This is a genomic window from Streptomyces sp. N35, assembly GCF_016464295.1.
In the GTDB taxonomy this organism is placed as follows: domain Bacteria; phylum Actinomycetota; class Actinomycetes; order Streptomycetales; family Streptomycetaceae; genus Streptomyces.
This window is the reverse complement of the sequence record NZ_JAEIMH010000046.1, coordinates 17,155-40,805: the sequence shown is the minus strand read 5'-3', so window position 1 is coordinate 40,805 and position 23,651 is coordinate 17,155. Positions and strand designations below refer to the sequence as shown.

The 23,651-nt window shown below is 68.8% G+C and carries 23 protein-coding genes and 2 pseudogenes; 13 read left to right on the top strand and 12 right to left on the bottom strand.

The genetic code is table 11. The features are described 5' to 3' along the window. Window positions 1-49 precede the first annotated feature (49 nt). Entirely contained in the window at window positions 50-1,813 is a 1,764-nt protein-coding gene (locus JAO81_RS24340) for a 1-deoxy-D-xylulose-5-phosphate synthase (RefSeq protein ID WP_199550052.1), read from the top strand. 98 nt (window positions 1,814-1,911) lie between these two features. Here the strand turns inward: JAO81_RS24340 and JAO81_RS24335 are convergent, their stop codons facing one another. The 4 genes from JAO81_RS24335 to JAO81_RS24320 all read right to left on the bottom strand — a co-directional run bounded on the left by JAO81_RS24335 (window position 1,912) and on the right by JAO81_RS24320 (window position 5,105). Then, window positions 1,912-2,901 carry an amidohydrolase family protein gene (locus JAO81_RS24335; protein ID WP_199550051.1) on the bottom strand — a complete coding sequence of 330 codons (990 nt, stop codon included), beginning with the start codon at window positions 2,899-2,901 and terminating at the stop codon, window positions 1,912-1,914. A gap of 40 nt (window positions 2,902-2,941) precedes the next feature. Then, window positions 2,942-3,460 carry a gamma carbonic anhydrase family protein gene (locus JAO81_RS24330; protein ID WP_199550050.1) on the bottom strand — a complete coding sequence of 173 codons (519 nt, stop codon included), beginning with the start codon at window positions 3,458-3,460 and terminating at the stop codon, window positions 2,942-2,944. A 69-nt stretch (window positions 3,461-3,529) separates the two neighbouring features. Continuing rightward, the gene (locus JAO81_RS24325) at window positions 3,530-3,973 is read right to left on the bottom strand and encodes a MaoC family dehydratase (RefSeq protein ID WP_199550049.1); all 444 of its coding nucleotides are present in this window, start codon (window positions 3,971-3,973) and stop codon (window positions 3,530-3,532) included. Window positions 3,974-4,055: 82 nt separating this feature from the next. Further along, the gene (locus JAO81_RS24320) at window positions 4,056-5,105 is read right to left on the bottom strand and encodes a hypothetical protein (protein WP_199550048.1); all 1,050 of its coding nucleotides are present in this window, start codon (window positions 5,103-5,105) and stop codon (window positions 4,056-4,058) included. An 824-nt stretch (window positions 5,106-5,929) separates the two neighbouring features. On the opposite strand from JAO81_RS24320, the gene JAO81_RS24315 reads away from it, so the two are divergent. After that, window positions 5,930-6,082: a hypothetical protein gene (locus JAO81_RS24315; protein WP_199550047.1), complete on the top strand. Its 153-nt coding sequence runs from the start codon at window positions 5,930-5,932 to the stop codon at window positions 6,080-6,082. Between the two features lie 71 nt (window positions 6,083-6,153). Here the strand turns inward: JAO81_RS24315 and JAO81_RS24310 are convergent, their stop codons facing one another. From JAO81_RS24310 to JAO81_RS24290, 5 genes are all read right to left on the bottom strand, one after another. Further along, on the bottom strand, window positions 6,154-6,888 hold the full coding sequence (locus JAO81_RS24310) for a class I SAM-dependent methyltransferase (RefSeq protein WP_199550046.1): 735 nt from the start codon (window positions 6,886-6,888) through the stop codon (window positions 6,154-6,156). A gap of 25 nt (window positions 6,889-6,913) precedes the next feature. Then, complete coding sequence (locus JAO81_RS24305) at window positions 6,914-7,105, bottom strand: hypothetical protein (RefSeq protein ID WP_199550045.1); 192 nt, start codon at window positions 7,103-7,105, stop codon at window positions 6,914-6,916. 39 nt (window positions 7,106-7,144) lie between these two features. Continuing rightward, entirely contained in the window at window positions 7,145-7,570 is a 426-nt protein-coding gene (locus tag JAO81_RS24300) for a nuclear transport factor 2 family protein (RefSeq protein ID WP_199550044.1), read from the bottom strand. Then, window positions 7,567-8,490, bottom strand: a complete 924-nt coding sequence (locus JAO81_RS24295) for an aldo/keto reductase (RefSeq protein ID WP_233415850.1) — start codon at window positions 8,488-8,490, stop codon at window positions 7,567-7,569. Before JAO81_RS24295 ends, JAO81_RS24300 begins: the two co-directional genes overlap by 4 nt. 79 nt (window positions 8,491-8,569) lie before the next feature. Next, window positions 8,570-9,691 carry a type III polyketide synthase gene (locus tag JAO81_RS24290; RefSeq protein ID WP_199550042.1) on the bottom strand — a complete coding sequence of 374 codons (1,122 nt, stop codon included), beginning with the start codon at window positions 9,689-9,691 and terminating at the stop codon, window positions 8,570-8,572. Window positions 9,692-10,748: 1,057 nt separating this feature from the next. Between JAO81_RS24290 and JAO81_RS24285 the strand changes: the two genes are divergently transcribed. From JAO81_RS24285 to pcaC, 4 genes and pseudogenes are all read left to right on the top strand, one after another. Continuing rightward, window positions 10,749-11,465, top strand: a complete 717-nt coding sequence (locus tag JAO81_RS24285) for a GntR family transcriptional regulator (RefSeq protein WP_307813616.1) — start codon at window positions 10,749-10,751, stop codon at window positions 11,463-11,465. Between the two features lie 233 nt (window positions 11,466-11,698). After that, window positions 11,699-12,370, top strand: a pseudogene (locus JAO81_RS24280) (transposase); the annotation flags it as partial. Next, window positions 12,367-12,765: a hypothetical protein gene (locus JAO81_RS24275; protein WP_199550040.1), complete on the top strand. Its 399-nt coding sequence runs from the start codon at window positions 12,367-12,369 to the stop codon at window positions 12,763-12,765. The pseudogene JAO81_RS24280 and the gene JAO81_RS24275, both read left to right, overlap by 4 nt. Window positions 12,766-13,228: 463 nt before the next feature. Next, on the top strand, window positions 13,229-14,509 hold the full coding sequence (gene pcaC, locus JAO81_RS24270; protein WP_199550039.1) for a 4-carboxymuconolactone decarboxylase: 1,281 nt from the start codon (window positions 13,229-13,231) through the stop codon (window positions 14,507-14,509). A 61-nt stretch (window positions 14,510-14,570) separates the two neighbouring features. Here the strand turns inward: pcaC and JAO81_RS24265 are convergent, their stop codons facing one another. Beyond that, window positions 14,571-15,203, bottom strand: a complete 633-nt coding sequence (locus JAO81_RS24265) for an MBL fold metallo-hydrolase (protein ID WP_199550038.1) — start codon at window positions 15,201-15,203, stop codon at window positions 14,571-14,573. 117 nt (window positions 15,204-15,320) lie between these two features. On the opposite strand from JAO81_RS24265, the gene JAO81_RS24260 reads away from it, so the two are divergent. Further along, a complete protein-coding gene (locus JAO81_RS24260) occupies window positions 15,321-16,100 on the top strand; it encodes an exodeoxyribonuclease III (protein WP_199550037.1) in 780 nt (259 codons plus the stop codon). Window positions 16,101-16,359: 259 nt separating this feature from the next. Further along, window positions 16,360-17,577 (top strand): annotated as a pseudogene (locus tag JAO81_RS24255) (chloride channel protein); the annotation flags it as partial. Between the two features lie 18 nt (window positions 17,578-17,595). Here JAO81_RS24255 and JAO81_RS24250 read toward each other — a convergent pair. Beyond that, window positions 17,596-19,398, bottom strand: a complete 1,803-nt coding sequence (locus JAO81_RS24250; RefSeq protein ID WP_199550035.1) for an SGNH/GDSL hydrolase family protein — start codon at window positions 19,396-19,398, stop codon at window positions 17,596-17,598. Window positions 19,399-19,542: 144 nt separating this feature from the next. Here JAO81_RS24250 and JAO81_RS24245 point away from each other — a divergent pair, with 144 nt between their 5' ends. The 5 genes from JAO81_RS24245 to JAO81_RS24225 all read left to right on the top strand — a co-directional run bounded on the left by JAO81_RS24245 (window position 19,543) and on the right by JAO81_RS24225 (window position 23,318). Then, the gene (locus tag JAO81_RS24245; protein ID WP_199550034.1) at window positions 19,543-19,986 is read left to right on the top strand and encodes a DUF6278 family protein; all 444 of its coding nucleotides are present in this window, start codon (window positions 19,543-19,545) and stop codon (window positions 19,984-19,986) included. Window positions 19,987-20,127: 141 nt separating this feature from the next. Then, window positions 20,128-20,871, top strand: a complete 744-nt coding sequence (locus JAO81_RS24240) for an amino acid ABC transporter ATP-binding protein (RefSeq protein ID WP_199550033.1) — start codon at window positions 20,128-20,130, stop codon at window positions 20,869-20,871. Window positions 20,872-20,891: 20 nt separating this feature from the next. After that, complete coding sequence (locus JAO81_RS24235; RefSeq protein ID WP_199550032.1) at window positions 20,892-21,797, top strand: glutamate ABC transporter substrate-binding protein; 906 nt, start codon at window positions 20,892-20,894, stop codon at window positions 21,795-21,797. A gap of 10 nt (window positions 21,798-21,807) precedes the next feature. Continuing rightward, window positions 21,808-22,452, top strand: a complete 645-nt coding sequence (locus JAO81_RS24230) for an amino acid ABC transporter permease (RefSeq protein ID WP_165331073.1) — start codon at window positions 21,808-21,810, stop codon at window positions 22,450-22,452. Further along, on the top strand, window positions 22,449-23,318 hold the full coding sequence (locus JAO81_RS24225) for an amino acid ABC transporter permease (RefSeq protein ID WP_199550031.1): 870 nt from the start codon (window positions 22,449-22,451) through the stop codon (window positions 23,316-23,318). The genes JAO81_RS24230 and JAO81_RS24225 overlap by 4 nt, the downstream gene beginning before the upstream one ends. A gap of 32 nt (window positions 23,319-23,350) precedes the next feature. Here the strand turns inward: JAO81_RS24225 and JAO81_RS42705 are convergent. Beyond that, a partial coding sequence (locus JAO81_RS42705) for a CocE/NonD family hydrolase C-terminal non-catalytic domain-containing protein (protein WP_307813615.1) occupies window positions 23,351-23,651 on the bottom strand: 301 nt, incomplete at its 5' end.

Here is a 23,651-nt window from a genome sequence, read left to right as displayed (position 1 = left end):
CAGACGCACGTGCGCACAGACCGGCGCACCACACAACGGAGGTGCAGCAATGGGCGCCAATCTGATGGAGCGGGTGAGTAGTCCCGAAGCTCTCAGAGCCCTGCCGGTCGACGCTCTACCGACGCTGGCGGAGCAGCTCCGCCAGGTCCTCATCCAACAGGTCTGCCGCAGCGGCGGCCATCTCGGCCCGAACCTGGGAATGGTGGAGATCACCATCGCGCTGCACCGGGTGTTCGACTCACCGTGGGACACGCTGCTGTTCGACACCGGCCACCAAGCGTACGTACACAAACTCCTCACCGGCCGTTACGACGGGTTCGCCTCACTGCGTACACGCGGCGGGCTCTCCGGCTATCCGGACCGCCGCGAGTCCGTGCACGACCACATAGGCAACTCCCATGCCTCCACCGCCCTGTCCTACGCTGAAGGCATCGCCAAGGGGTACCGCATCACGGGTGTCGACCAGCGGTGGGTGGTCGCCGTGGTCGGGGACGGCTCCCTCACCGGCGGCATGGCCTGGGAGGCCCTGAACAACCTCGGTGCCTCACCCGACCTGCCCGTGGTGATCGTGCTCAACGACAACGGACGCTCCTACGCGCCCACCGTCGGCGGCCTCGGCGTCCACCTGCAGAACTTGCGCAACAGCGATCAACATCCGCCGCAGGCCGATCTGTTCACCCGTCTCGGGCTGTCCTATCTGGGCCCCGTCGACGGACACGACACCGTGGCAGTCGAAGACGCCCTCATCCGGGCGTGCCGCTCCGGTCGGACCACCGTGGTGCACTGCGTCACCCGCAAGGGCAACGGCTACCGCCCCGCCATGGAGCACGAGGCTGATCAGATGCACGCCATCGGCCCGATCGACCCTGCCACGGGCAAGTCCTCCGTTCCTGGCGAGACGACCTGGACGAAAGTGTTCGGCGAGGAGCTGTGCGAACTAGGCGCCGAGCGCCCCGACTTGGTGTGTCTGAGCGCCGCGATGCTCCTTCCTGCGGGCCTGGGGCCCTTCGCCCAGCGCTACCCCGACCGGGTCTTTGACGTGGGCATCGCCGAACAGCACGCCCTCACCTCGGCCGCCGGTCTGGCCATGGCCGGGCTGCACCCCCTGGTGGCCGTCTACTCCACCTTCCTCAACCGTGCGTTCGACCAACTCCTGATGGACGTGGCCCTGCACGATCTTCCGGTCACAGTGATCTTGGACCGGGCGGGCATCACCGGACCGGACGGCCCCAGTCACCACGGAATGTGGGACCTGCCCCTGCTCTGCCTCGTACCGGGACTGCGAGCGGCCGCGCCACGCGATCCACACCAGCTGCGCCAACTGCTGCGCGAAGCCGTCGGCCACCACAGCGGCCCCACGGCCCTGCGTTTCCCGAAAGCCTCCGCCGGTGACCCGGTGCCGGCGCTCGAGCAGGTAGGGCAGATGGACATCCTGTACCGCTCCGGCCCCACAGACGTCTTGCTGGTCGCCATCGGGACGTGCGCGCCGGTGTGCATCGAGGCCGCCGGCATCGTGGCACGACAGGGCGTGGGTGTCACCGTGGTGGATCCACGATGGTTCAGCCCCGTGCCGCAGATGCTGCCCGACCTGGCGGCCGCACACCGCGGGGTGGTCACGGTGGAGGAAGGAGTCGAGACGGGTGGCGCGGGCGCCGCGATCACGCACGCCCTGTCCGCAGCACAGGTCCGGGTGCCGGTCCGGATGGTGGGACTACCGGACACGTTCATCGAGCACGGCGCCCGCGAGGAACTCCTCGCAGCAGCCGGCCTGACCGCAGAACACATCGCCGAGTGCGCTCTGGAAACCTTGTAGGCGGAGGCGGCGCACGATCATGGCGGACGTTGGGCCGCTCGTCCCGGAGGCCCATCGCGTCCCTTGCCACCAGAGACCCTCGTCTCACGCCGGACCGGTCACGCCGGGCTTGCGCGGTCTTCGGGGCGCCCTTGCTGTGCGAAGAGCCGGGGAAAGAGGGTGGCACCTGGTGAATCGGGTGTGAGGTCCAGAGTCGCGTCCTGCAGGTGGGGCGACTGCCGTAGCGCGGTGGCGAGTTGGAGGGCTGCGGGGGCTGGGGTGAAGGGGTAGTCGCTGCCGTACAGGAGGCGGTTGGGCGGGGCGAGTTTGAGCAGGGTCTCAAGGGCCACGGGGAGCGGGGTGCCGGCCAGGTCGTAGTGGAGGTTCCCGAGGGCCGTGGGCAGGTCGGCGGGTGTACCGGTGAGGTCGCAGACGAAGGCTACGCGGTGGGCCAGGGTGGGGAGAACTGCGCCGGCGTGGGGCACGATCCAGCGCACTCGTGGGTAGCGGGCGAGGGTGCCGCTGAGAGCGAGGTCGATGACGCAGCGGGTGGTGTCGAAGAGGAACTCGATCATGGGTCTGGGGCGGTCCAGTGCTGTGCGCTGCCAGCCGGGTGGGGAGGTGGGGTGCAGGGTGACGACAGCTGCGTGAGCGTCGAGCGCGGTGAGGACGGGGGAGAAGGCCGGGTCGGACAGGTAGCGGCCGTGATAGTTGGTCTTCAATGCGATGGCGTCGGCTCTGAGATCACCGTAGGCGTGGTCGAGTTCGCGCAGCGCCCCTTGGATATCGGGCAGGGGCAGTGAGGCAGCGAGGCCGAATCGCGAGCGGTGCGAGGTGACCAGGTCGGCGCCGAAGTCGTTGACGTGTCGGGCCAGGTCTCTGGCGGCCCGGTCTGCGCCGAGGGAGTCATCGCCGAAGTGCACACCGGGAGAGGAGACGGACAGCACGGATGCGGCAATACCGGCCGCATCCATGAAGGCGAGTGCGTCCTGGGGGTTCCACGCAGGAAGTGCGGGCATGCCGTCGGGATGGTGGTGCCCTGCTGCTGTACACGCCTGGGTGTAGCGGTCGGTGAGGTAGTGGGCGTGGACGTCCAGCCAGCCGGTCATGGTGTTCGGTTCCTTGCGTGCGGCGTTCTCGTTCGCTGAGTCAGTCGATGCGGCGCAGCTCGCGCCGGTAGCGCTGGCCGTTGGCCACGTACTTGGCTGCTCCGGCGGCGAACGCCTGGGGGGCGACCCTTTGGCCGGTGATGCGCGCCGGGACTCCCAGCGCTTGTGCGCGGGGCGGCACGCAGGTGTGCTGCGTGACCACGGCGCCGGCCCCGACGAGCGCACCGGCTCCGATGGTCGCGCCCTGCAAGACCACAGCCGCGGCACCGATGAGGCATCCGTCGGCGACGGTGCATCCTTCGAGGTGGGCGAGGTGGCCGATCACGCAATCGGCTGCGATGCGCGTCGGCCAGGCATCGTCCGCGTGCAGCACCGCTCCATCCTGGATGGATGTGCGTGCGCCGACAGTGATGGGGCCGTAGTCCCCGCGCAGGACCGCGCCGGGCCAAACCGTCGCCTGGGCGCCGATGCTGACAGAACCGATCACCGTGGCTTGCGGGTGGACGAACGCATCGGGGTGGATGTCGGGTACCTGCGTACCGAGTGCATAGACCGGCATCGAGACAACTCCCCTTACCGATAGGCCAGAGCTTCACGGATAGTCGAATGAACGAGGCGCCTGGACCCCTCAGTTGGGCACGATCAGCGTCCGGCGGAAGGTCATGACCAGGTCGCCGTGCTGATTCAGCCCTCGCGTCTCCAGCCGAACGGAGCCTCGGGCCGGATTACCGGCAACAGCCTCCTTGTGCAAGATCTCGCTCTCGGCGTACAGGGAGTCGCCGTGAAAGACGGGGGCGGTGTGCCGGATCCCGTCGAAGCCGCGGCACGCAAGCGCGCGCCCTGCCACGTCTGCCTCGGACAGGCCGATGAGCAGCGACAGCAGGTAGCTTCCGATGACCAGGGGGCGTCCGTGGCGAGTCGCGGACTGGGCGTACTCGGTGTCCAGATGGAGCGGGTGACGGACCATCGTCAGCAGACAGAACAGGTGATGGTCGTATTCGGTGACGGTCTTTCCCGGCCAGTGCCGGTAGACGGCCCCCACCTCGAACGCACCGAAATCCCTGCCGAACATCACCCGCACCATCCTCTGCTCGCCGACCAGGTGGCCGTGTCCGGCACGGCCACCTCTGCGCCGCCTCAGCCAGTGCGGCGGGCTACTTCCTGTCGCATCCGGCTTTGCCGCGGCTGGGGACGTGCACCCCGGAGGCGCTCAGGTTGTCCTGCTGGTCCACATCCACGTCCGACTCGGTGGCCGGGGCGATGAGGGCCAGCCCGTACAGGACGCCGGCGGGCGCGCCCTCCCGCATCCGCAACGGCAGGGTGAGGGTGTCGTCGTCCTCGACGTCGAGCCCGTCGACCTTGCAGACCACGATCTCGGGGACTCCGGGCACCGGGTCGTTGAGCTCGATCGTGCACCCCGTTGGGAGTTCTCGTTCGGTGTCGATCCGCGTGTAGAACGGGGTGACGACGGTGATCTGGATGTCCCCGGACTCGTTGGGCCCGACATTGCCGTAGTGGAAGACTGCATCGGTGCGCCCGTCGACGTCGGTGGCGGGGGTGTCACGGGTGAGGTAGAGGCCGACCTTGTTCTTCCCGGACGGGACGGGCGGGGTGGGCTGGGTCAGCATCAGCTGGGTGATGGCCCAGTTGTCCGAGAGGTTGGATTCCACGTCTTTGGAGCCCGGCGCCGGCACGGCCGCGGCCCGGCCGAGGACGATGCCGGTCAGCCGGGCGCGTTCGGTGACCCGCAGTGGAACGCTCAACGTGACGGGCTTGCCCTTCGCCAGCCCCCGGGGGAGCCGGCAGGCGATGACCTCGTTGACGGTCGGATCGAGGTTCTTGTAGTAGATCTTGCAGCCCTTGGGCAGCTTGGATGCGCGGTCGACATTGACGTATGACGGGGTCGCGAAGGTGACTTGGACCTCCCCCGTAGTGCGTGCACCGCGGTTGGCGATCGTCAGCTTCTGGATCCCTGATCTGCCGGGAGCGATGGTGGGCGGAGCCGAGGTGATGGCCAAGTCCACGTTCCCCGGCGCCGCCGGGGCGGGGGCCGCAACGGCGGTCGGCGCAGTGATGGCGAGGGCGGCCGCTGTGGCTACGGCCAGGCGGGGGCCTGCCGATGCGAAGGACACAAGATGGTGGGGCAGGAACATGGCGTACTCCTCGTACCGCGCCTGCATCAGGAAGCAGCAGATGCCAGGCATGTAGAAAGTGCCGAAGCACAGTGAACAGCCCATGCATTGCCCACGGTCTTGCTCGCTACCCGGTCGGACGGCTGATCCCCTCCATCCGGCGGACGGCAAGCAGGTCATCCCGCCGCTGACGTCGGGACCTTCATGCCTCGGCGCGACTAGCTCGGGAGGCTTCGGCGAGTTCCTTGCGGGGCGCTGCTGGGGGAGGAGGCTGACGTCGATAGTGCGCTCTGCGGCCGGCCGGACCATCACTACGAGCATGGTCGTGGTGAATGGTCCGGCGACGTTAACTCCGCCCGCCTGGACATCTGGCTGGGGAGTGTGTCTCTGCAGTTTGCGGTGGATGGTTGTTCGTTTGATGCTCAATTCGCGTGGTGCGGGCGCGTGTGGCGCGACCTGGGCTCCGGTGGAGCGTTGAGAACGCTGAGGCTCCGCTGCCGTGACGATTCTGCACGCCGGGGTTGCGACGTTCTCGGCCGCGGTGCTGTGGGCCGCGGCTGTGAGAACAACAGGGAAGGTTGCGTCAGTGTCGAGGTGGGCGGGGGAGCCCATGGCCCCCCAGACGTATTCCGGTGGGCTTAGGGGTAGTTGGGTGGGCCGGGAGCGGGAGGCCGCCGTTCTGGAACAGGCGCTGACGGAGCATCGTCTGGTGACGGTCTGCGGCAGAGCCGGAGTGGGCAAGAGCCGCTTGGCGGCCGTCGTGACTGACCGGCACGGCCCACCCTGCATGGCAACGAGTCGTACGCGCACGTTGGCCGGGCAGACCTGGTCGGCCGGGGGCTTTGGCCGCCGCGGTTCACGCGGCATGGCCTCATCGCAAGCCATCGCACAAAGAGGTGGACCTCTTCACCCTGGTGCGCCGGGAGGTGGCCGAGGGCGTGCTATTGGTGCTCGATGACATCGATCCCGTTCACCGGCAGTGTGTCGGTGTGGTGCAGCAGTTGCTGATGGCCTCGCCCGTTGTGTGCATGGCGGTGAGCACCGCGTAGCCCGCCCGCTGAGTGTGAGGCCCTGGGGCCGGGTGGGGAGGGTGGTCATCGGCCTCCGCCCAGCGGGGCGGTCAGCCGTTTGGGGGCTGGCTGGTGGTGTGGCGCAGGGCCATGAAGTAGGCGGGGACCTGGGCTCGTTGGCCGTCCGGGAGAGTGAATGTGGTGTGGACGAGTGCCTCGCGCTCGGCCAAGACCGTGAAGGTGTCGGCTCCCAGTAGTGCGAGGGCTTCCTGCCGGTCGACGCTGCCGGGGCGGACTCCGGTGTTCAGCACGCGGGTCAGGCCCGGTGGGGGGCCGTACGTTGCGACGAGGTCGTGCAGGTACTGCTCTGCTGTCGTGGCCAGTTCCACGAAGGCGAGGACGCCGGTGGTGCCCAGGAGTGTGCGCAGGGAGCGGGCGAAGGCCGGGCGGTGCTCGGGGAGGATCTGGTGCAGGACGGTGCGCATGTAGATGTTGGCGTCGCCGAGGCGTTCGTGCAGGGCCTCAACGGCAGGTGTGTCGAACAGGTCGAGCACCATGTACTTGGTGGTGGGGTCGGCGGCGGTGGCGGCCTTGATGGCTGCCGGGGAGACGTCTGCGCCGATGACGTACGGGAAGTGCTGGGCGAGGTAGCGGGTCTGGGTGCCGTTGCCGCAGCCGAGGTCGATGAGGGCCTTGTCCTTGTCGAGGTGGGCGGCGAAGCGCGGCAGGTCCACGGCGCTGGCCAGCTCGGGCGGAGCGTCCCACAAGGAGGTCTCCTGCTCCTGTTCGGTGGCGCTCCAGTAGGTGTCCCAGCTGTCGCCGTACTGAGGGGTGTCTGTGCGCATGGGATGTCTCCGTTCAGGTGCGGGGTCAGGGTGCCCCGCCGCAGTGCGGGCGTGGGTGACGTACTGCGGCGGGCTTGGTGGTGACCTGGTACACCGCGATGAGCAGTTCGCGTGCCGTCAGGTTCGGTTCGCCAGGCAGGGTGGTGACCGGCTTCGGCTCGCCGAGGAAGGAGGTGAGTCGTCGGTCCCGCGCGGGTGGGGTGTTCTGCAGGTGCATGGGTGACTCCGATGTACCGGGCGGTGGGAAGTTGACTCGTCAATCGGTGTCAGCGGGTGGTGTGAGCGGGCTGAAGAGATGTTGCAGCTCTGTGGCGTTGTAGGCGTTTTCCCAGTGCTCGACGATGAGCCCGTCTTCGAAGCGCCACAGACCGCAGAACGGCATGGCGATCTCTTGTGGGTGGGTGGCGCGCAGGATGCCGAGGACGGCGCCGAAGTAGTCGTTGGCGGTGATGTGCTGGACGTCCATGACCAGGGTGTTGTGGGTCAGGCGCAGTAGCGCCTGCTCGTGGGCCAGGACGGCCTGGATGCCGCGGCACACATGGGGGTCTTCGGCGCTCCGGTCGGCGCGGTGCAGCACGATGTCGCCGGCCGCGTGCTCGACGAGGGTCGGCAGGTCGGCGTAGATGGCGCGCAGGATCTTGGTGTGCGGGTGTGTGGTCTGCGAGGGGATGGTGGCGGTCATCGCGCGCGTCCTTCCTGGGCCGGTACGGCGGTGGGCCGCCATGGGGTGGCCTTCGCGCACTGGGCTTCGATCTCGTCCCACTGCTGATCGCTCAGCTGCAGGTCGGTGGCCTTGAGGTTCTCTTCAAGGTGACTGACCGAGGTGGTGCCGGGGATGAGGAGGGTGTTGGGCGAGTGGCGCAGTAGCCAGGCCAGTCCGAGCTGGGCGCCCGTGCAGCCGAGGGTTTCGGCGGCTTTGGTGAGGATCCCGGCCGGTCCGACGAGGTCGCCGTGTCCCAGGGGGAACCAGGGAATGAAGGCGATGTTCTCCTTCTCCGCGTGCTCGAGTACCGCTTCGCCGGATCGGTCGGCGATGTTGTACAGGTTTTCCACGGCCACGATGTCGACGATGGCGCGGGCCGCTTCGAGCTGGTCGATGGTGACTTCGGGCTGGCCGGACAGGCCGATGTGGCGGATCTTGCCCTGCTGTTGGAGATCCGCGAGTGCCCCGAGCTGGTCTTCCAGCGGGACGAGCGGGTCGATGCGGTGCAGTTGGTAGAGGTCGATGCACTCGCGGCCGAGGCGGTACAGGCTCAACTCGACCTGCTGGCGCAGGTATTCGGGCCGACCGAGAGCCACGATGTAGGGGGCGCGGCCCTCGGCGCGGACCCAGTCCTCAGGTCCGCTGCGTAGCATGCCGCCCTTGGTGGCGATGACCAGGTTGTCGGGGTAGGGGTGCAGGGCTTCCTTGATGATCTGTTCGTTGTAGCCGGGGCCGTAGGAGTCGGCGGTGTCGATGAAGTTCACCCCGAGCTCGCGTACCGCGCGGCGCAGCAGGTATTTGGCCTTGTCGGGGTCGGCGGGCGGTCCCCACATGCCGGGCCCGGTCAGATGCATCGCGCCGTAGCCGAGGCGGTTGACCTTCAGGTCGCCGCCCAGCATGAAGGTGGTGGACACGGTCGGGGCAGGTGTGGTCACAGCAGTTCCTCGTTTCTTGTCGCTGGATGAGGGGCTTGACGTGTCAGTGACGCAGCGCCGGGGGCGCATCCGCCAGCAGCCCGTCGGCGCTTGTGGATTGGCGGCCGACTCGGAGAGGTTCGGGGGCACTCCACGCACCCAGGGAACTTTCGGCGGTGATACCGGGCCCGAAGCCGGCCAGCAGACCGCGGGCGCCCTCGGGCAGTCCCTCGTCGAACTGGCGGCGCAGGGCGTCGAAGACGACGGCTGAGGCGATGTTGCCGTATTCCGTCAGCGTGGCCCGGCTGTGCCTAAAGGCGACGGTCGGCACCATGAGGTAGCGGCTCAGGTCGTCCAAGATCCGTGGCCCGCCCGCGTGGATGATGTAGAAGTCCAGCCGTGAGGCATCCCAGCCGTTCGCACCTGCCAGGGTGTGCAGGGCGGGTGCCAGCACGTTCATCGTGCCCGGCACCCTCCTGTCCAGGCGGAAGTGGAAACCGGTCGCCTTCACTTCGTAGGCGATCCAGCCTTCAGTGTCCGGTACCAGGTGGGAGGCGTTGTGCAGCAGCCGCATCCCTGTGCCGCCGCTGCCGCGCAGGACTGCGGCGGCGATCGCGTCGCCGAACAGTCCGTCGGAGAGCAGCGAGCCGACATCGTGGTCGTCGGGCTGGTAGCACAGCGAACAGAACTCACAGGCCACGATCAGGACGTTGGAGTCGGGATAGGCGCGGCAGAAGTCGTGTGCCCGGTTGATCGCGCCGCCGCCGGCCGCGCACCCGAGCTGCGCGATGGGGATCTGCCGGGTGTCGCTGCGAAACCCCAGTTCGTTGATCATCCAGGCGGTCAGCGGTGGCATCGCGAACCCGGTGCAGGACACGAACACGATCGCATCGATCTCCTGGGCCGTCACCTCGGCCGAGGACAGCGCCTCCTCGACCACGGCGGGGATACGGGAGCGGGCCTCACGGACGTAGATGCGGTTGCGCGCCTCGAAGCCCGGGTGGGACAACGTTGTCGCGAGCGGCTGGATCAAGTGACGCTTCACGACTCCGGTGTTCTGGATCATCCGCAGCACCAGTGGCAGTTTCGGGTGGTTCGGGTGTAGCCGGCGCGCCAGCGCCAACGTTTCTTCCATCGAGATGGTGTTCTCCGGGACCCACACAGCGGGTCGGCACAGCACAGACATGCACGCACTTCCTCACGGTTCGCTTTGCAGAACCAGCCATGGACTCTGGGGCGACAACGGGGCGCCTGCCCATGGAACTTGCTCACTTATCAGCAGCTCACCGCCCTGCGGACGCGAGGCCGGGAGCTGGATGCTGCTTGGTCAACTCCATATTTGTTCACTAATCCGAACGAGCAAAGGCGCATGGTGTGGAGCTTGGCGTGTTCAGGATCTACGAAGTGCGCTCGGGACGTACGAGGTGCGCGGTGGCGTAGAAATTCATGGGGCGCTTCAAGCTGCTCACCTAGGACCAGGGCGCCGCTGTTCACGCCGTCTGCCTCCGGCGTGCGCTACCTGACCGCCGCCGGGGATCGGCCCGATTGCCCGGCGCCACTTGTTCGGGGATCCGGTCGAGGCCAGCGGTTTGGGCGAAGCGGCAGGTCGGTACGCATTGTGTTGTCCACGGTGCAGCAGTGGCCTCGATAGCGGGTCACGCGCTGGCTGTTGAGCGCTTCCAGACCGGTGGCTAGCGGCAGCTCGCGGAGCCGATCAATGAGGTGTGGCGGTCACGGCCGATCCAGGCCTCAGGGAGGCGCCAGGGAGCCTGAAGTGCCGTTGTTTCATCCGTTTCTGCCTGCAATTGCACGAAGGTGGAGGGCGAGCGGTTTCGGTCGTGCAGGCGACCAGGCAGATGCGCCGCTCGTGTTCGGCTTCGTCATCGACAGGCCGCGCGTCCGCCGTGTCCGCCGCTTCCTGCCGTACGCATAGTTCGCTTTGAGGCGTGAGCCTCCTTGATTGCCTCGGGTCCTAGTCCTCGGCCCGGGCGGCGAGTCAACGGATTCATATGCAGCCGCGTGGGCGGTGGATCTACCGCCAACGCCTGTCAGATCGGGAAGGGTTGAGCTCGTGTGCGGCACACCGCACACGAGCTCATGGTGTGCCGTTCCAGATCTCAGTGGGGATCTGCTGGTTGCCTGCGGGTTGGCGACTGCGAGGAGTGCACCCCCGGCAAACTTTCCGCTTCAGTGCGCAAAGAAGGCGGAGGGAGATCTTGGTGCTGGTGGCAGGACCTGCGGGTGTGGCACGGGTTTCCCTGACCGATCTGGCATACGACGCGCTGCTCCGGCGCATCCTCGACGCCGAACTGAAGTCGGGCGCCCGGCTGGTGGAGCGGCACCTCGCCGCCGAGCTCGCGGTGTCCCGTATCCCCTTGCGTGAGGCGCTGCGCCGGCTCGAGGCGGACGGCCTCGTGGTGCTCGTGCCGCATCGGGGTGCGCTGGTCTCGCCGTTCACTCCGGCGGATGTGCGCGATCTCTTCGATGTACGGGAATCCCTCGAGTCCCTCGCGGCCCGGCTCGCGGCCGAGCGCGCTGACTCGGACGGGCTCGCGCGGCTCGCGGGCCGTATCGCGACGGGCCGTACGGCGATCGCTGCTCAGGACCGCGGCAGCATCGCGACCGCCAATGCGGGCTTCCACACGGACATCGTGGAACTGGCGGACAACCCCCTGCTCAGCAACATGATGCGCCTGCTCGAAGCGCGTACGTACTGGCTCTTCCGGCTGACCGCGCAGCGCGATCCGGCGCAGCAGTGCGCGGAGCACGAGGAGATGTACGAGGCGATCGCCGCCGGTGACGGCGATCGCGCCGCGGCGCTCGCGCATGGGACGACATCCGCGCCTTTTCTGCACCCTCCGCAACTGACGCAGCGCCCTGGGCTAAAACCTTCTCGGCCCCCGAGCGATTCGCACGCGGGGCCGAGAAGTCAGCAGTGCTCTCCATCGGTTGACATCTGATATTTCCGCCCGCCTTTGCTTCGACGGCGGCGCCGCCTTGGTGGAGTCGGTCCTCTTCCTACCGGGCAGCGATCCGGGCCCATTGCCCACCGGTGAATCCGTGAACCCGCAAGGCGGCGTCGGCGGACGAGTTGCCTGCAGCATTCAGTACGCGCCGAGTTCCTGGTTCAAGCGGGGTGTCGCGGCGAGACCGAGCTGAACCGGCCGGAGCGTTGGGGGCGGGGCTGGCAACAGTCCTGCCCCACGGCTTGCCGGCCTGGTCGGCGGTGTTCTACTACTTCGGCCTGTGGCGCGAGGACGGGCTTGACCAGCGGATCCAGGAACTCCTGCGTAGCCAGGTGCGGGAGAGAGCCCGGCGATTAGAGGACCCGTCCCTCGTGATCATCGACACTCAGTCCGTCCGCGCGGCCGCGGGTGTCCCGAAGACCACGACAGGACTGGACGCCAACAAGAAGGTGTCGGGCCGCAAGCGGGGACTGGCCGTCGATGTCCTGGGGTTGGTCATCGGCGTCGTGGTGCTGGCCGCCTCCGCCCACGACAACGCCACCGGCACCGCCCTGCTCGACCAGGCGGCGACGCCGTGCGGGATGCGCCTGGAGAAGGCCCTGGTGGACCAGGGCTTCAAGGACCAAGTCGTCATCCACGGCGCATTGTTGGACATCGACGTCGAGGTAGTCCGCCGTAACCCGGAGGATCAGGGCAAAGGCTTCGTCCCACAGCCGAAAAGGTGGATCGTGGAACAGGTCAATGGCACGTTGATGCTGCACCGGCGCCTGGCCCGCGAGTACGACCACCGGCCCGACACCTCCGCCTCGCGCGTCTACTGGGCCTCCATCGCGAACATGGCCCGCCGCCTCACCACCCCGAGTCCGGCCTGGCGCGACACCCTCGAGCTGGCCGCGTGAACGTCATCGATCTCCTGGCCGATCTCCAGGCCCAGCACGACAAGACCACCGCCCACGCCGGTGAACTACGCGACCGGATTGAGCACTTGACCGCCGCCTTGGCCGAAGCCGAAGCACGGCTTGCGGACCTGGCCGCCACCCAGAAGGTCATCGCAGAACTCGCGCCGGCCCAAGACGAACCCGAACCTCCCGAGACGAGCACCGCCTACCAGGCCATCGTGAACGCCTTCAACCAGCACCCCGACCAGGCATTCAGAGCCCGCGAGCTGCATGAACTCCTCGGCATGCCCACCGACGAGGCATCGGTCAACGTCACCCGCGCTCGCCTCGGACGCCTCACCCGCCAAGGCTTCCTCACTCAGCCAGGACGAGGCCGCTACCAGAAACGGACTTAACGTCCACTGACAGCCGAGCGACTTGCCGAGTCGTATGCCCAGCAGGGTAGGGGTGGATTCGGAGGCAGGCTGCTGGCTGTGCACTGGCAGCTACTCCGAGGGCGCACAGCTACGGCCAGTCTTCCGCCAAGCGGCCACAGACCCGTGCGCTGTGTGGTGTTCAAGCTGCTGTTGGGTGGGATTTCGGAAGGTTTCCGGCTTGGTCGCGCCGAGCCTCGTTCGTTCCGCCACACTTGCAATTGCAACTCGCCCCTGAGGTCGCGGCCAAGGAGGAAAGCCTTGCTCGTAGGGACGAGGGAGGGCGTGCGCCCAGAAGACCCGCTGCCAACACGGCCACGAGCGCGCGTCGGCGAGCGTACGCCTGGACTCTCGTTGGCGGGTGCGGCAGCGTCGGAGCGGGGCAAGCTTCTGTAGGTTCACCCCGGCGATGTGACACCTCGTGACAGATGAGAGGGTCAGGCAGGTGAGTGAGACGCCGAAGAACACCCTCCAGTACCGCTTTGACGGGCCAGAAGACGCTCCTGTCCTGATCTTGGGTCCCTCACTGGGTACCACATGGCACATGTGGGACCGCCAGATACCCGACCTCACCCGGACCTGGCGCGTCCTGCGTTTCGATCTGCCCGGGCATGGCGGAGCGCCCGCCCATCCCACCGACTCCGTCCAGGCGCTCGGCGACCGGCTGCTGGCGACGCTCGACGAGATCGGGGTCCAGCGCTTCGGGTACGCGGGCTGTGCGTTCGGCGGTGCGATCGGTGCCGATCTGGCGCTGCGCCACCCGCAGCGCGTCGCCTCGCTCGCCCTGATCGCCGCGTCACCCCGCTTCGGTACCGCCGATGAATTCCGGCAGCGTGGCGTGATCGTCCGTACGAACGGGCTCGAGCCCGTCTCGCGCACCTCGCCCGAGCGCTGGTTCACGCCCGGCTTCGCCGCCGCGCAGCCCGCGATCACCGAGTGGGCGGTGCAGATGGTGCGCACCACCGACCCCGGCTGCTACATCGCGGCCTGTGAGGCGCTCGCCTCCTTCGACATACGGGCGGACCTCGGCCGGATCGGCGTGCCGACCCTCGTCCTGGTCGGCTCCGAGGACCAGGTGACCGGGCCCGCCGAGGCGCGCACGCTGGTCGCCGGCATCCCGGACGCACGGCTCGCGGTCGTGCCCGGTGCCTCGCATCTCGCTCCGGTGGAACAGCCGGCCGCCGTCACGGACCTGCTCGTACACCACTTCTCCACGGCGTGGACCGAAGCGCACGCGGCCATCGCCGCGCCGCCCCTGGTCCCCGTGATCGCCCCGTCCAGCGATGTACGCGGTCCGGTCGCCGAGATCGCACCCTTGGAAGCGCAGACGGGTCCGGGCGGGCGCCCGGACCCGTACGAGGCCGGCCTCAAGGTCCGCCGCGAGGTGCTCGGCGACGCCCATGTCGACCAGGCGCTCGGCAACAGCGACGCGTTCTCCGGCGACTTCCAGGACCTGATCACGCGCTACGCGTGGGGCGAGGTCTGGGCCCGCCCCGGCCTGGAGCGCCGGATGCGCAGCGCCGTGACGCTCACCGCCCTGGTGAGCGGCGGTCACCTCGACGAGCTCGCCTTCCACACCCGCGCCGCCCTGCGCAACGGGCTCACCCCGGACGAGATCAAGGAGATCCTGCTCCAGGCCGCCGTCTACTGCGGCGTCCCCGCGGCGAACTCGGCGTTCAAGGTCGCGCAGACGGTGATACGCGAGGAGACGACGCCCCGCGAGTAGCCAAGGGCGCCCGCTCGTGGGCTACAGCCCCGTACCGTCCAGCCGGGCGCCCGCTCGTGGCCTACAGCCCCGTACCGTCCCCGGGTGCGAGCCGCAGATGATCCGCACCGCTCAGGTTCGTCAGATGCGTGTCGTACACGGGGCGCGCCAGGTCCGTGAGCAGGGCGTCGTGGACGTCGATCGTGCGCTGCGGCTTGACCTCGCGTACGTAGTCGATGACCTCCGAGACCTTGCTCCAAGGGGCCATCACGGGCAGCAGCAGGGTGTCGACCGGATGGTCGGGCACGGTCAGCGCGTCGCCGGGGTGGAAGACCGAACCGTCCACGAGGAAGCCGACGTTGGTGATCCGCGGCAGATCCGGGTGGATCACGGCGTGCAGCTCGCCGTACACGCGGACGTCGAAGCCGGCGGCGGTGAAGCTGTCACCGTTGCCGACGGTGTGGACACGGCCCGGGAACGCCGCCGCGATCTGGTCCGCGACCGAGCGCAGCGTCCAGATCTCGGCGCCCGGGTTCGCCTCCAGGGCGGCGCGCAGCCGGTCCTCCGCGAAGTGGTCCGGGTGCTCGTGCGTGACGAGGATCGCGTCCGCGCCGACGGCGTCGTCGGCCTCCCCGAACAGACCGGGGTCGATGACCAGGGTGCTGCCGTCCTTCTCGAGCCGTACACATGCGTGGGTCTTCTTGGTCAGCTCCATGAGCCCCATCTTGCTCCGGTACGCCCGGGGCTTCACCCCCGGGGCGTACCGGACCGCTCCGGCCGGCGGCGCCTCACCGCGAACGGCGCTGTCAGACCCCAGCGGTAGATTGGCCGCATGCGTATTGCCACCTGGAACGTGAACTCCGTGACCGCCCGACTGCCCCGCCTCCTGGCCTGGCTGGAGAACAGCGGCACGGACGTGCTGTGCATCCAGGAGACCAAGTGCGCGGCCGAGCAGTTCCCCGCCGACGAGCTGCGCGAGCTCGGCTACGAGTCGGCGGTGAACGCCAACGGGCGGTGGAACGGGGTCGCGCTCGTCTCCCGCGTCGGACTCGACGACGTCGTCAAGGGCCTGCCCGGCGACCCGGGCTACGACGGCGCCGAGGAGCCCCGCGCGATCTCCGCGACCTGCGGCGGCGCCCGTGTCTGGTCGGTCTATGTGCCCAACGGGCGCGAGCCCGACCACGCGCACTACGCGTACAAGCTGCAGTGGTTCGAGGCCCTCAAGGCCGCCATCGCGGGCGACGCCCAGGGCTCGCGTCCGTTCGCGGTGCTCGGTGACTACAACGTCGCGCCGGCCGACGAGGACGTCTGGGACATCAGCCTCTTCGAGGGCGCGACCCATGTCACCCCGGCCGAGCGCGCCGCGCTCGCGGCGCTGCGCGAGACGGGACTCAGCGACATCGTGCCGCGGCCGCTCAAGTACGACGTGCCCTTCACGTACTGGGACTACCGCCAGCTCGGCTTCCCCAAGAACCGCGGCATGCGCATCGACCTCGTCTACGGGAACGCCGCGTTCCAGAAGGCCGTCACCGACGCCTACGTGGACCGCGAGGAGCGCAAGGGCAAGGGTGCGTCCGACCATGCGCCCGTCGTGGTCGACCTGGACATCTGACCGGGGATCCGTCAGGACCTGAGGCCTGCGTACGAGGGCCGGTCGGCTCTGCAGCCGACCGGCCCTCGCGGCATACCGTAGCGGTATGCCCAGTTCTGTCCGCATATCATCCACGGGGGAGATGCCAGCCCAGGACGAGACAGCACCTCCGGACGAGACAGCACCCCCGGACGAGACGACGGCAGCCCAGCTCCAGACCCTCGCTCTGGCGGTCGTGATCGGTGTCGGCGCAGGCGCCGGCGCGGTTCTCTTCCGCTGGATGGTGATGGGCGCGACCAGGCTGTTCTGCGGCCACGCCGACTACGCGGCGGCCGGCGGCGCCGCCCATCCGCTGCTCCCGCACCTCGGCCCGTACTTCGTCCTGCTCGCCCCCGCCGTCGCCGGCCTCGTCTACGGCCCGCTCGTCCACCGCTACGCCCGCGAGGCCCGCGGCCACGGTGTCCCCGAGGTCATGCTGGCCGTCGCGCGGGGCGGAGGCCGGATCAAGGGCCGGGTCGCCGTCGTGAAGTCCCTCGCCTCCGCCCTGTGCATCGGCGGCGGCGGCAGCGTCGGCCGCGAGGGCCCCATCGTGCAGATCGGCTCGGCGCTCGGCTCCACCCTGGGCAGGCTCGTCCGCGCCGACGAACAGCGCACCACTCTGCTGCTCGCCTGCGGCGCGGCCGGCGGTATCGCCGCGACCTTCAACGCACCGCTCGCGGGCGTGGTCTTCGCCATGGAGCTGATCCTGCGCCGCTGGACCGCCCGCACCTTCGGCATCCTGGCGATCGCGTCCGTGACGGCCTGCGCACTGGCCCGCGCGGTCTTCGGCAACGAGGTGTTCCTGCCGCTGCCCGGCCTGAGCGTCGAACACCCCGACCAGTACGTCCTGTTCGCCGTCCTCGGCCTGGTCGCGGGCGCCGTCGGCATCGCCTTCACCCGCTTCCTGTACGCCGTCGAGGACCTCTGCGACCGCATCTGGCGCGGCCCCGAGTGGCTGCGTCCCGCCGTCGGCGGCCTGGCACTCGGCGCGCTGCTGCTCGTGCTGCCGCAGATGTACGGGGTGGGCTACCCGGTCCTCGAGGACGCCGCGCACGGCAAGTACGCGCTCGGACTGCTCCTCGTCCTGCTCGTCGGCAAGATGGTCGCGACCAGTCTGACCATGGGCATCGGCGGCTCGGGCGGGGTCTTCGCACCGTCCTTGTTCATCGGCGCCATGCTCGGCGCGGTCTTCGGGATCATGGCGGCGTCGCTGTTCCCCGGGCACGCGGCGGCCCCCGCCGCGTACGCCATGGTCGGCATGGCGGCGGTGTTCACGGGCAGCGCCCGCGCACCGATCGTCGCGGTGGTCATCATGCTCGAACTGACCGGTGCGTACGGTCTGTTGCTGCCGCTCCTCCTCGCGGTCGCGCTCTCGGCCGGCGTCAGCCGTGCCCTGAGCCGCGAGACGGTCTACACGCTCAAACTGGCCCGCCGCGGCATCGACCTGTCCCGCCCGGCGGGCGCGACAGGCTGAGGCTCACAGCAGCCCGAGATCGATCGACTCCCCGAGCGCCGCGAGCCCCGCATCCCCGGGATGCAGATGATCCCCGCTGTCGTACGCGGGCAGCAGCCGCGCCGGATGCTCCGGGTCCCGCAGTACGGCATCGAAGTCGAGCACCGCGTCGTAGACCCCGCTGGTGCGGATCCACTCGTTCACCGCCTGCCGCTCCGCGTCCGCGGCCGCCGTGCACAGCGCCTCGCCCTCGCAGGGCGCGATCGTCGCGGCCACGGTGCGCAGCCCGCGCTCCTCGGCGCGCGCGGCGATCTCCCGCAGACCGGCGGTCACTTGAGCCGCCTTCGCACCCCACCGCACATCGTTGACACCTTCGAAGACCACGACCGTACGGGCCCGGGTCTGCGCCAGCACATCCCGCTCCAGGCGGTGCAGCGCGCTCACCCCGCCCGTATCCGTCGAGACACCGTCGCCCGGATACCGGTCGGTGACGACGCGGTTGGCGGAGATCCCGTGGTTGAGCACGCCGTACGCCGGGACCTCGTCCTGGTCGAGCAGCCGCCGCGCCAGCACGTTCGGCCAGCGCCGGTTGGCGTCCGGCGTGGACTTCACCCCGTCCGTGATCGAGTCCCCGAGCAGCACCACGGACTGCTCCTGGCCGCCGACATCGACCCCGGCGAGGAACGGCCACGTACTGATCGCCGAGGTGTACGCCCCCGCGTCCGGGGACCCCGTGTGATCACCGCCCTCGCTCACGTACGACTTCTGGATCGCCTGACTGTGCACCGGCGCCGCCCTCACCGTGCCGGGCAGATGGAAGGAGACCAGCAGATTCGTGTCGGCCGGCACAGCGAAGTCCACCGGATCGCTGAACACCTGGGCGCCCGCCGGGATTTCCGCGCCACGCTCCCCGCGGAACGTGAGGGCCACGGGCTCGGACCGGGCCCCCGCACCCGCCCCCTGTACGGCGACGCTGGCGGCACCGATCCGTACCGGAACCGAGGCGAAGGGGTTGGCGAGCTGGATCCGCACGCGCGGCCCGCCCGCCGAGGTGTGCACCACGAGCCGCAGCGTCCGGTCCGTCCAGGGCCCCACCGCGGTGAAGCCGGACGCGGAGGCGGACCAGCTGCCCGTCCAGCCGCGTGCCGGCTCCCGCAGGGACATGGCGAACACATGCAGATCCGCGGCGCCCGGATCGCGCGGCAGCTCCACCGAGGCGACCTCGCGGCCGCGCACCAGCGGCACCGACACCACGTACAGCCGTGCCTTCTCGGTCAGTTGACCGTCCGCGGTGTTCACATGCGGCAGCGCCACCGCCTTCGTCGCGAGCGGACCCGAACGCCAGTCGGGCGCGGTCAGGCGGTACGAGGAGGAGGACCCGTCCCGGTAGCGCACCCGCCCGGCTCCGCTCGCGTCCCCGCCCGTCCCGGCCACCAGGAACGACAAGGCCTCGCCGCGCCCCCGCACCCGTACGGACTGCCCGTCGGCGCGCACGTTGTCCCGCTCGCCGGGACCGGTGCGCGGCAGTCGCAGCCGCGTGGCGTCGACGGAGAGCGAGCGGCCGGGCGTCCAGCCCGCCGCCGCGAGGTCCTGCGCCGACAGCGAGGCACCCGATCCGTCGAAGTCCGCCTCGCCCGGCGCCGCGTCATCACTGATCGCCCGGCTGTCGAAGAGCCGCTCCAGCGGCGCCGGGGCGCGTTGCCCCTCGGCCACCGCGACGGCACCCGGCGCCAACCCCGCCACCAGCGCGAGAACCGTCGCCCCACCCCACAGACCTCGGCGCACGAAGGACTCCTCCCGTTGACGGTGTGACGAAGGATGCGCCATGAAGCTAAGGAGGTGGCAGGAACGCGTCAATGACCGCCGTCCGAACTCGCCCTGAATTCAAGGCGGAACGAGCGCGTGTGCGAGAGGCAAGATCGATCCGCGCGCCCTGTGGTGCCCCGCGGGAACGGATGCGACTCTTGGCTTATGAACATCCCTTTTGTCGATCGGTGGCGCAGGAGGCAGGCGGCCGGCAGCGATGACGCACCTCTCGCCGCCGCGTTCGAGGAAGACCCCGCAGGCGTGGCCGAGCTGCTCTCGGAATGCGCCTTGCTGCGCTCGCAGGCGGAGAGCGCAGGACTCGAACTCGACGACTCTCCCGCCTCTTTGGAGGCGCTCGACCAGCTGCTCCCGCGCTGGCGCGACGACCCCGAGCTGCTGCCCTGGCTCGGCAACGACGCCGGTCTCTACCTCGGCACCGTCGTCGTGCGCACCGTGCCCGGCGCCACCTGGCACGTCTGGCCCGGAGGCCATCCGGTGGTCCGGCTCGTCTCGGGCCGTGAGATCCAGGTCGTGGAAGCGGGCCTGGACTGGGCGGTGGGCGGCGCACCGGAGCTGTCGCAGGTTTACGCGGAGGCCTCCGAGGCCTGACGCGGACCACACCCCGGAGCCCTCAACACCCCGTTGGTCAAAATACGGTTAATGCCCCAATCATGCGTGTCGCCTGTTAAGTCCCATATTGCGCTGGATAGTTTGCGCGGACTCAACAGCGATAAGTGGGCAGGTCCGTACATGGCCGTCGATCCGTTGATCGAGCTGCGTGACGTCAACAAGTACTACGGAAAGCTGCATGTCCTCCAGGACATCCAGCTCACCGTCGGACGCGGGGAGGTGGTGGTGGTCATCGGGCCGTCCGGCTCGGGCAAATCGACCCTGTGCCGGACGATCAACCGGCTCGAGACCATCCAGTCGGGCTCGATCACCCTCGACGGGCAGCCGCTGCCGGAAGAGGGCAAGGGACTCGCGAAGCTGCGGGCCGAGGTGGGGATGGTCTTCCAGTCCTTCAACCTCTTCGCGCACAAGACGGTCCTGCAGAACGTCTCGCTCGCCCAGGTCAAGGTGCGCGGCCGCAAGAAGGACGAGGCCGACAAGCGCTCGCGGGAACTCCTCACCCGCGTAGGGCTCGAGGCGCACGCCGAGAAGTACCCGGCGCAGCTCTCCGGCGGTCAGCAGCAGCGCGTGGCCATCGCCCGCGCCCTCGCGATGGACCCCAAGGTGATGCTCTTCGACGAGCCCACCTCGGCCCTCGACCCCGAGATGATCAACGAAGTCCTCGAGGTCATGCAGTCGCTCGCCCGCGAGGGCATGACGATGGTCGTGGTCACGCACGAGATGGGATTCGCGCGCTCGGCCGCCAACCGCGTCGTGTTCATGGCCGACGGCAAGATCGTCGAGGACCGCGCTCCGGAGGAGTTCTTCAACAACCCCGAGAGCGACCGCGCCAAGGACTTCCTGTCCAAGATCCTGAAGCACTGACGGGGGACGGGACTCAAGGAATGCGTACTACACGTGTGCTCGCGGCGGTCCTGCTCGCCGCGCTCGCCGCAGCGGGCTGCGGCAAGGAGGGCAGTCCTCCCACCAAGGGCCCCAAGCCCGAGGACCTGCCCAAGTACCAGGTGGCCACCGACTTCCAGCTGCCCGACTCCGGCACCTGGAACAAGGCCAAGCGCCGCGGCCGGCTGATCGTCGGCGCCAAGGAGGACCAGCCCTATCTCGGCGAGAAGGACCCGGCGAGCGGCACCTACTCGGGATTCGACATCGAGATCGCCAAGATGATCGGCGCCTCACTCGGCTTCGACCCGAAGAAGATCGAGTTCCGCACGATCGCCTCGGCCAACCGTGAAACCGCCCTGCAGAACGGGCAGATCGACTACTACGTGGGCACCTACACGATCAACGACAACCGCAAGAAGCTCGTCGGCTTCGGCGGCCCGTACTACATGGCGGGACAGGGCCTGCTCGTCCGCAGCGACGAGGAGGACATCAACGGCCCCCAGGACCTGGACGGCAAGAAGGTCTGCTCGGCCGCAGGTTCGACCCCGTACCAGCGGATCCAGGCCGACTACCCGAAGGCCGAGCTGGTCGCGTACGACACGTACTCGATCTGTGTGGACAACCTGCTCACCTACCAGGTCGACGCCGTGACCACCGACGACGCGATCCTCCAGGGGTACGCGGCCAAGCTGCCCGAGGAGATGAAGCTGGTCGGCAAGCCCTTCTCCGAGGAGCCGTACGGCATCGGCGTTCCGCGCGGCGACAACGCGCTCAGGTTCGCGATCGACGACGCCCTGGCGGCGCGCGAGAAGGACGGCACGTGGAAGAAGGCGTACGACGCGACCCTCGGCCTGTCCGGGGTGCCCGCGCCCACACCGCCGCCCATCGACCGCTACCCGGCGAGCTGAGGGGGCCGGCATGAACGTACTGACGGAGAACTTCTCCACCTACGGCGAGGGTTTCCTCGGGACGGTCGAACTCACCGTCTACGCCTCGATCCTGGCCCTGGTGCTCGGGTTCGTCATGGCGTCCTTCCGGGTCGCGCCGGTCGGCTCCTTCCGTGTCTTCGGCACGGTCTGGGTCACCGTCCTGCGCAACACCCCGCTGACCCTGCTCTTCTTCGCTGTCCTGCTCGGACTGCCGCGCTTCGGACTCGTGCTTCCCTTCAAGGTGTTCGCGGTGCTCGCGCTCGGCTGCTACACCTCGGCGTTCATCTGCGAGGCGCTGCGCTCCGGCATCAACACCGTGCCCAAGGGGCAGGGCGAGGCGGCCCGCAGCCTCGGGATGACCTTCAGCCAGACGCTGTCCCAGGTGATCCTGCCGCAGGCGTTCCGCTCGGTGATCCCGCCGGTCGGCTCCAACCTGATCGCGCTCGCCAAGAACTCGGCGATCGCCGGCGCGTTCAGCGTCGTCGAACTGCTCGGCACGTACCGCACGCTCAACGAGCTGGGCTACAGCATCATCTGGACCTTCGTCTGGATCGCCGTCGGCTACCTGATCATCACTCTCACCATCAGCGCGCTCTTCAACTTCCTTGAAAAGCGCTGGGGGGTCGCCCGATGAAAGCCCTCGACCACGGCTCCAACGCCCTCTACGACATCCCGGGCCCCAAGACGGAACGCCGGCACATGCTGTACGGCGTGCTGTCCACCGTGCTCATCGCGGCGGTCATCGGCTGGGCGCTCTATCTGCTCTTCGACACGAACCAGTTCACCGCCACCAAGTGGAACCCCTTCACGTACAAGGGGATCCAGGAGCTGCTGCTCACGGGCCTCGGCAATACGCTCAAGGCCTTCGCGATCGCCGCTGTGCTCTCGCTCGCCCTGGGCGCCGTGCTCGCCGTGGGGCGGCTCTCCGACCACCGGCCGGTGCGTTGGCTGGCCACGTTGATCGTGGAGTTCTTCCGGGCCATGCCGGTCCTGGTGATGATCTTCTTCGTGTTCGTGGCCCTGAAGGTGCAGCCGCTGCCCGCACTCGTCGCCGGCCTCACGCTCTACAACGGCTCGGTGCTCGCCGAGGTGTTCCGCTCCGGCGTCAACTCCGTCGAGCGGGGACAGCGCGAAGCCGCGTACGCGCTCGGGATGCGCAAGACGCAGGTGATGAGTTACGTGCTCGGTCCGCAGGCGCTGCGCGCCATGCTGCCGGCCATCATCAGCCAGCTCGTGGTGGCCCTCAAGGACACCTCGCTCGGCTACCTCATCACCTACGAGGAATTCCTCCACGCGGGCAAACTGATCGCGTCGAATCTCGACTACGATCTGCCGTTCATCCCCGTGGTGATGGTGATCTCGCCGATCTACATCGGGATGTGCATGCTTCTGTCCTGGTTCGCCACGTGGGTGTCCAAACGACAGCAGCGCAACCCGAAGGTCGAGGCCGTGGAAGTCGCACCGGCCGAACCAGGGACGCTGCTGCCGGGGAGGCAGTAGCAACGAGCAAGCCCCCCGGCAGCAGCCGGAGATCACTTCTCGCGCAGCGGCACCGATACGAACGACGGGTCGGCCGCGGGAGAGGAGAAGGTCAGCTGCGCGCCGGTCGGGTTGTGCTCGATGTAGAGCGGGTCGACCGTGTCGATCACCAACGCGAGCCTGTGCCCCTCGGGGACGTCGTAGGCGGTGGAGAACAACTCCAGATCCACGCCGAACGGTTGTCCCGGGGTGCGGTCGTGGAAGGTGTACGGAGCGTGGGAGACCAGCTTGCCGATGCTCTGCGGGCCCACGTCGTGGAGAAAACCGGCCGGGCGGGCAAACGGCGGCCTGGGA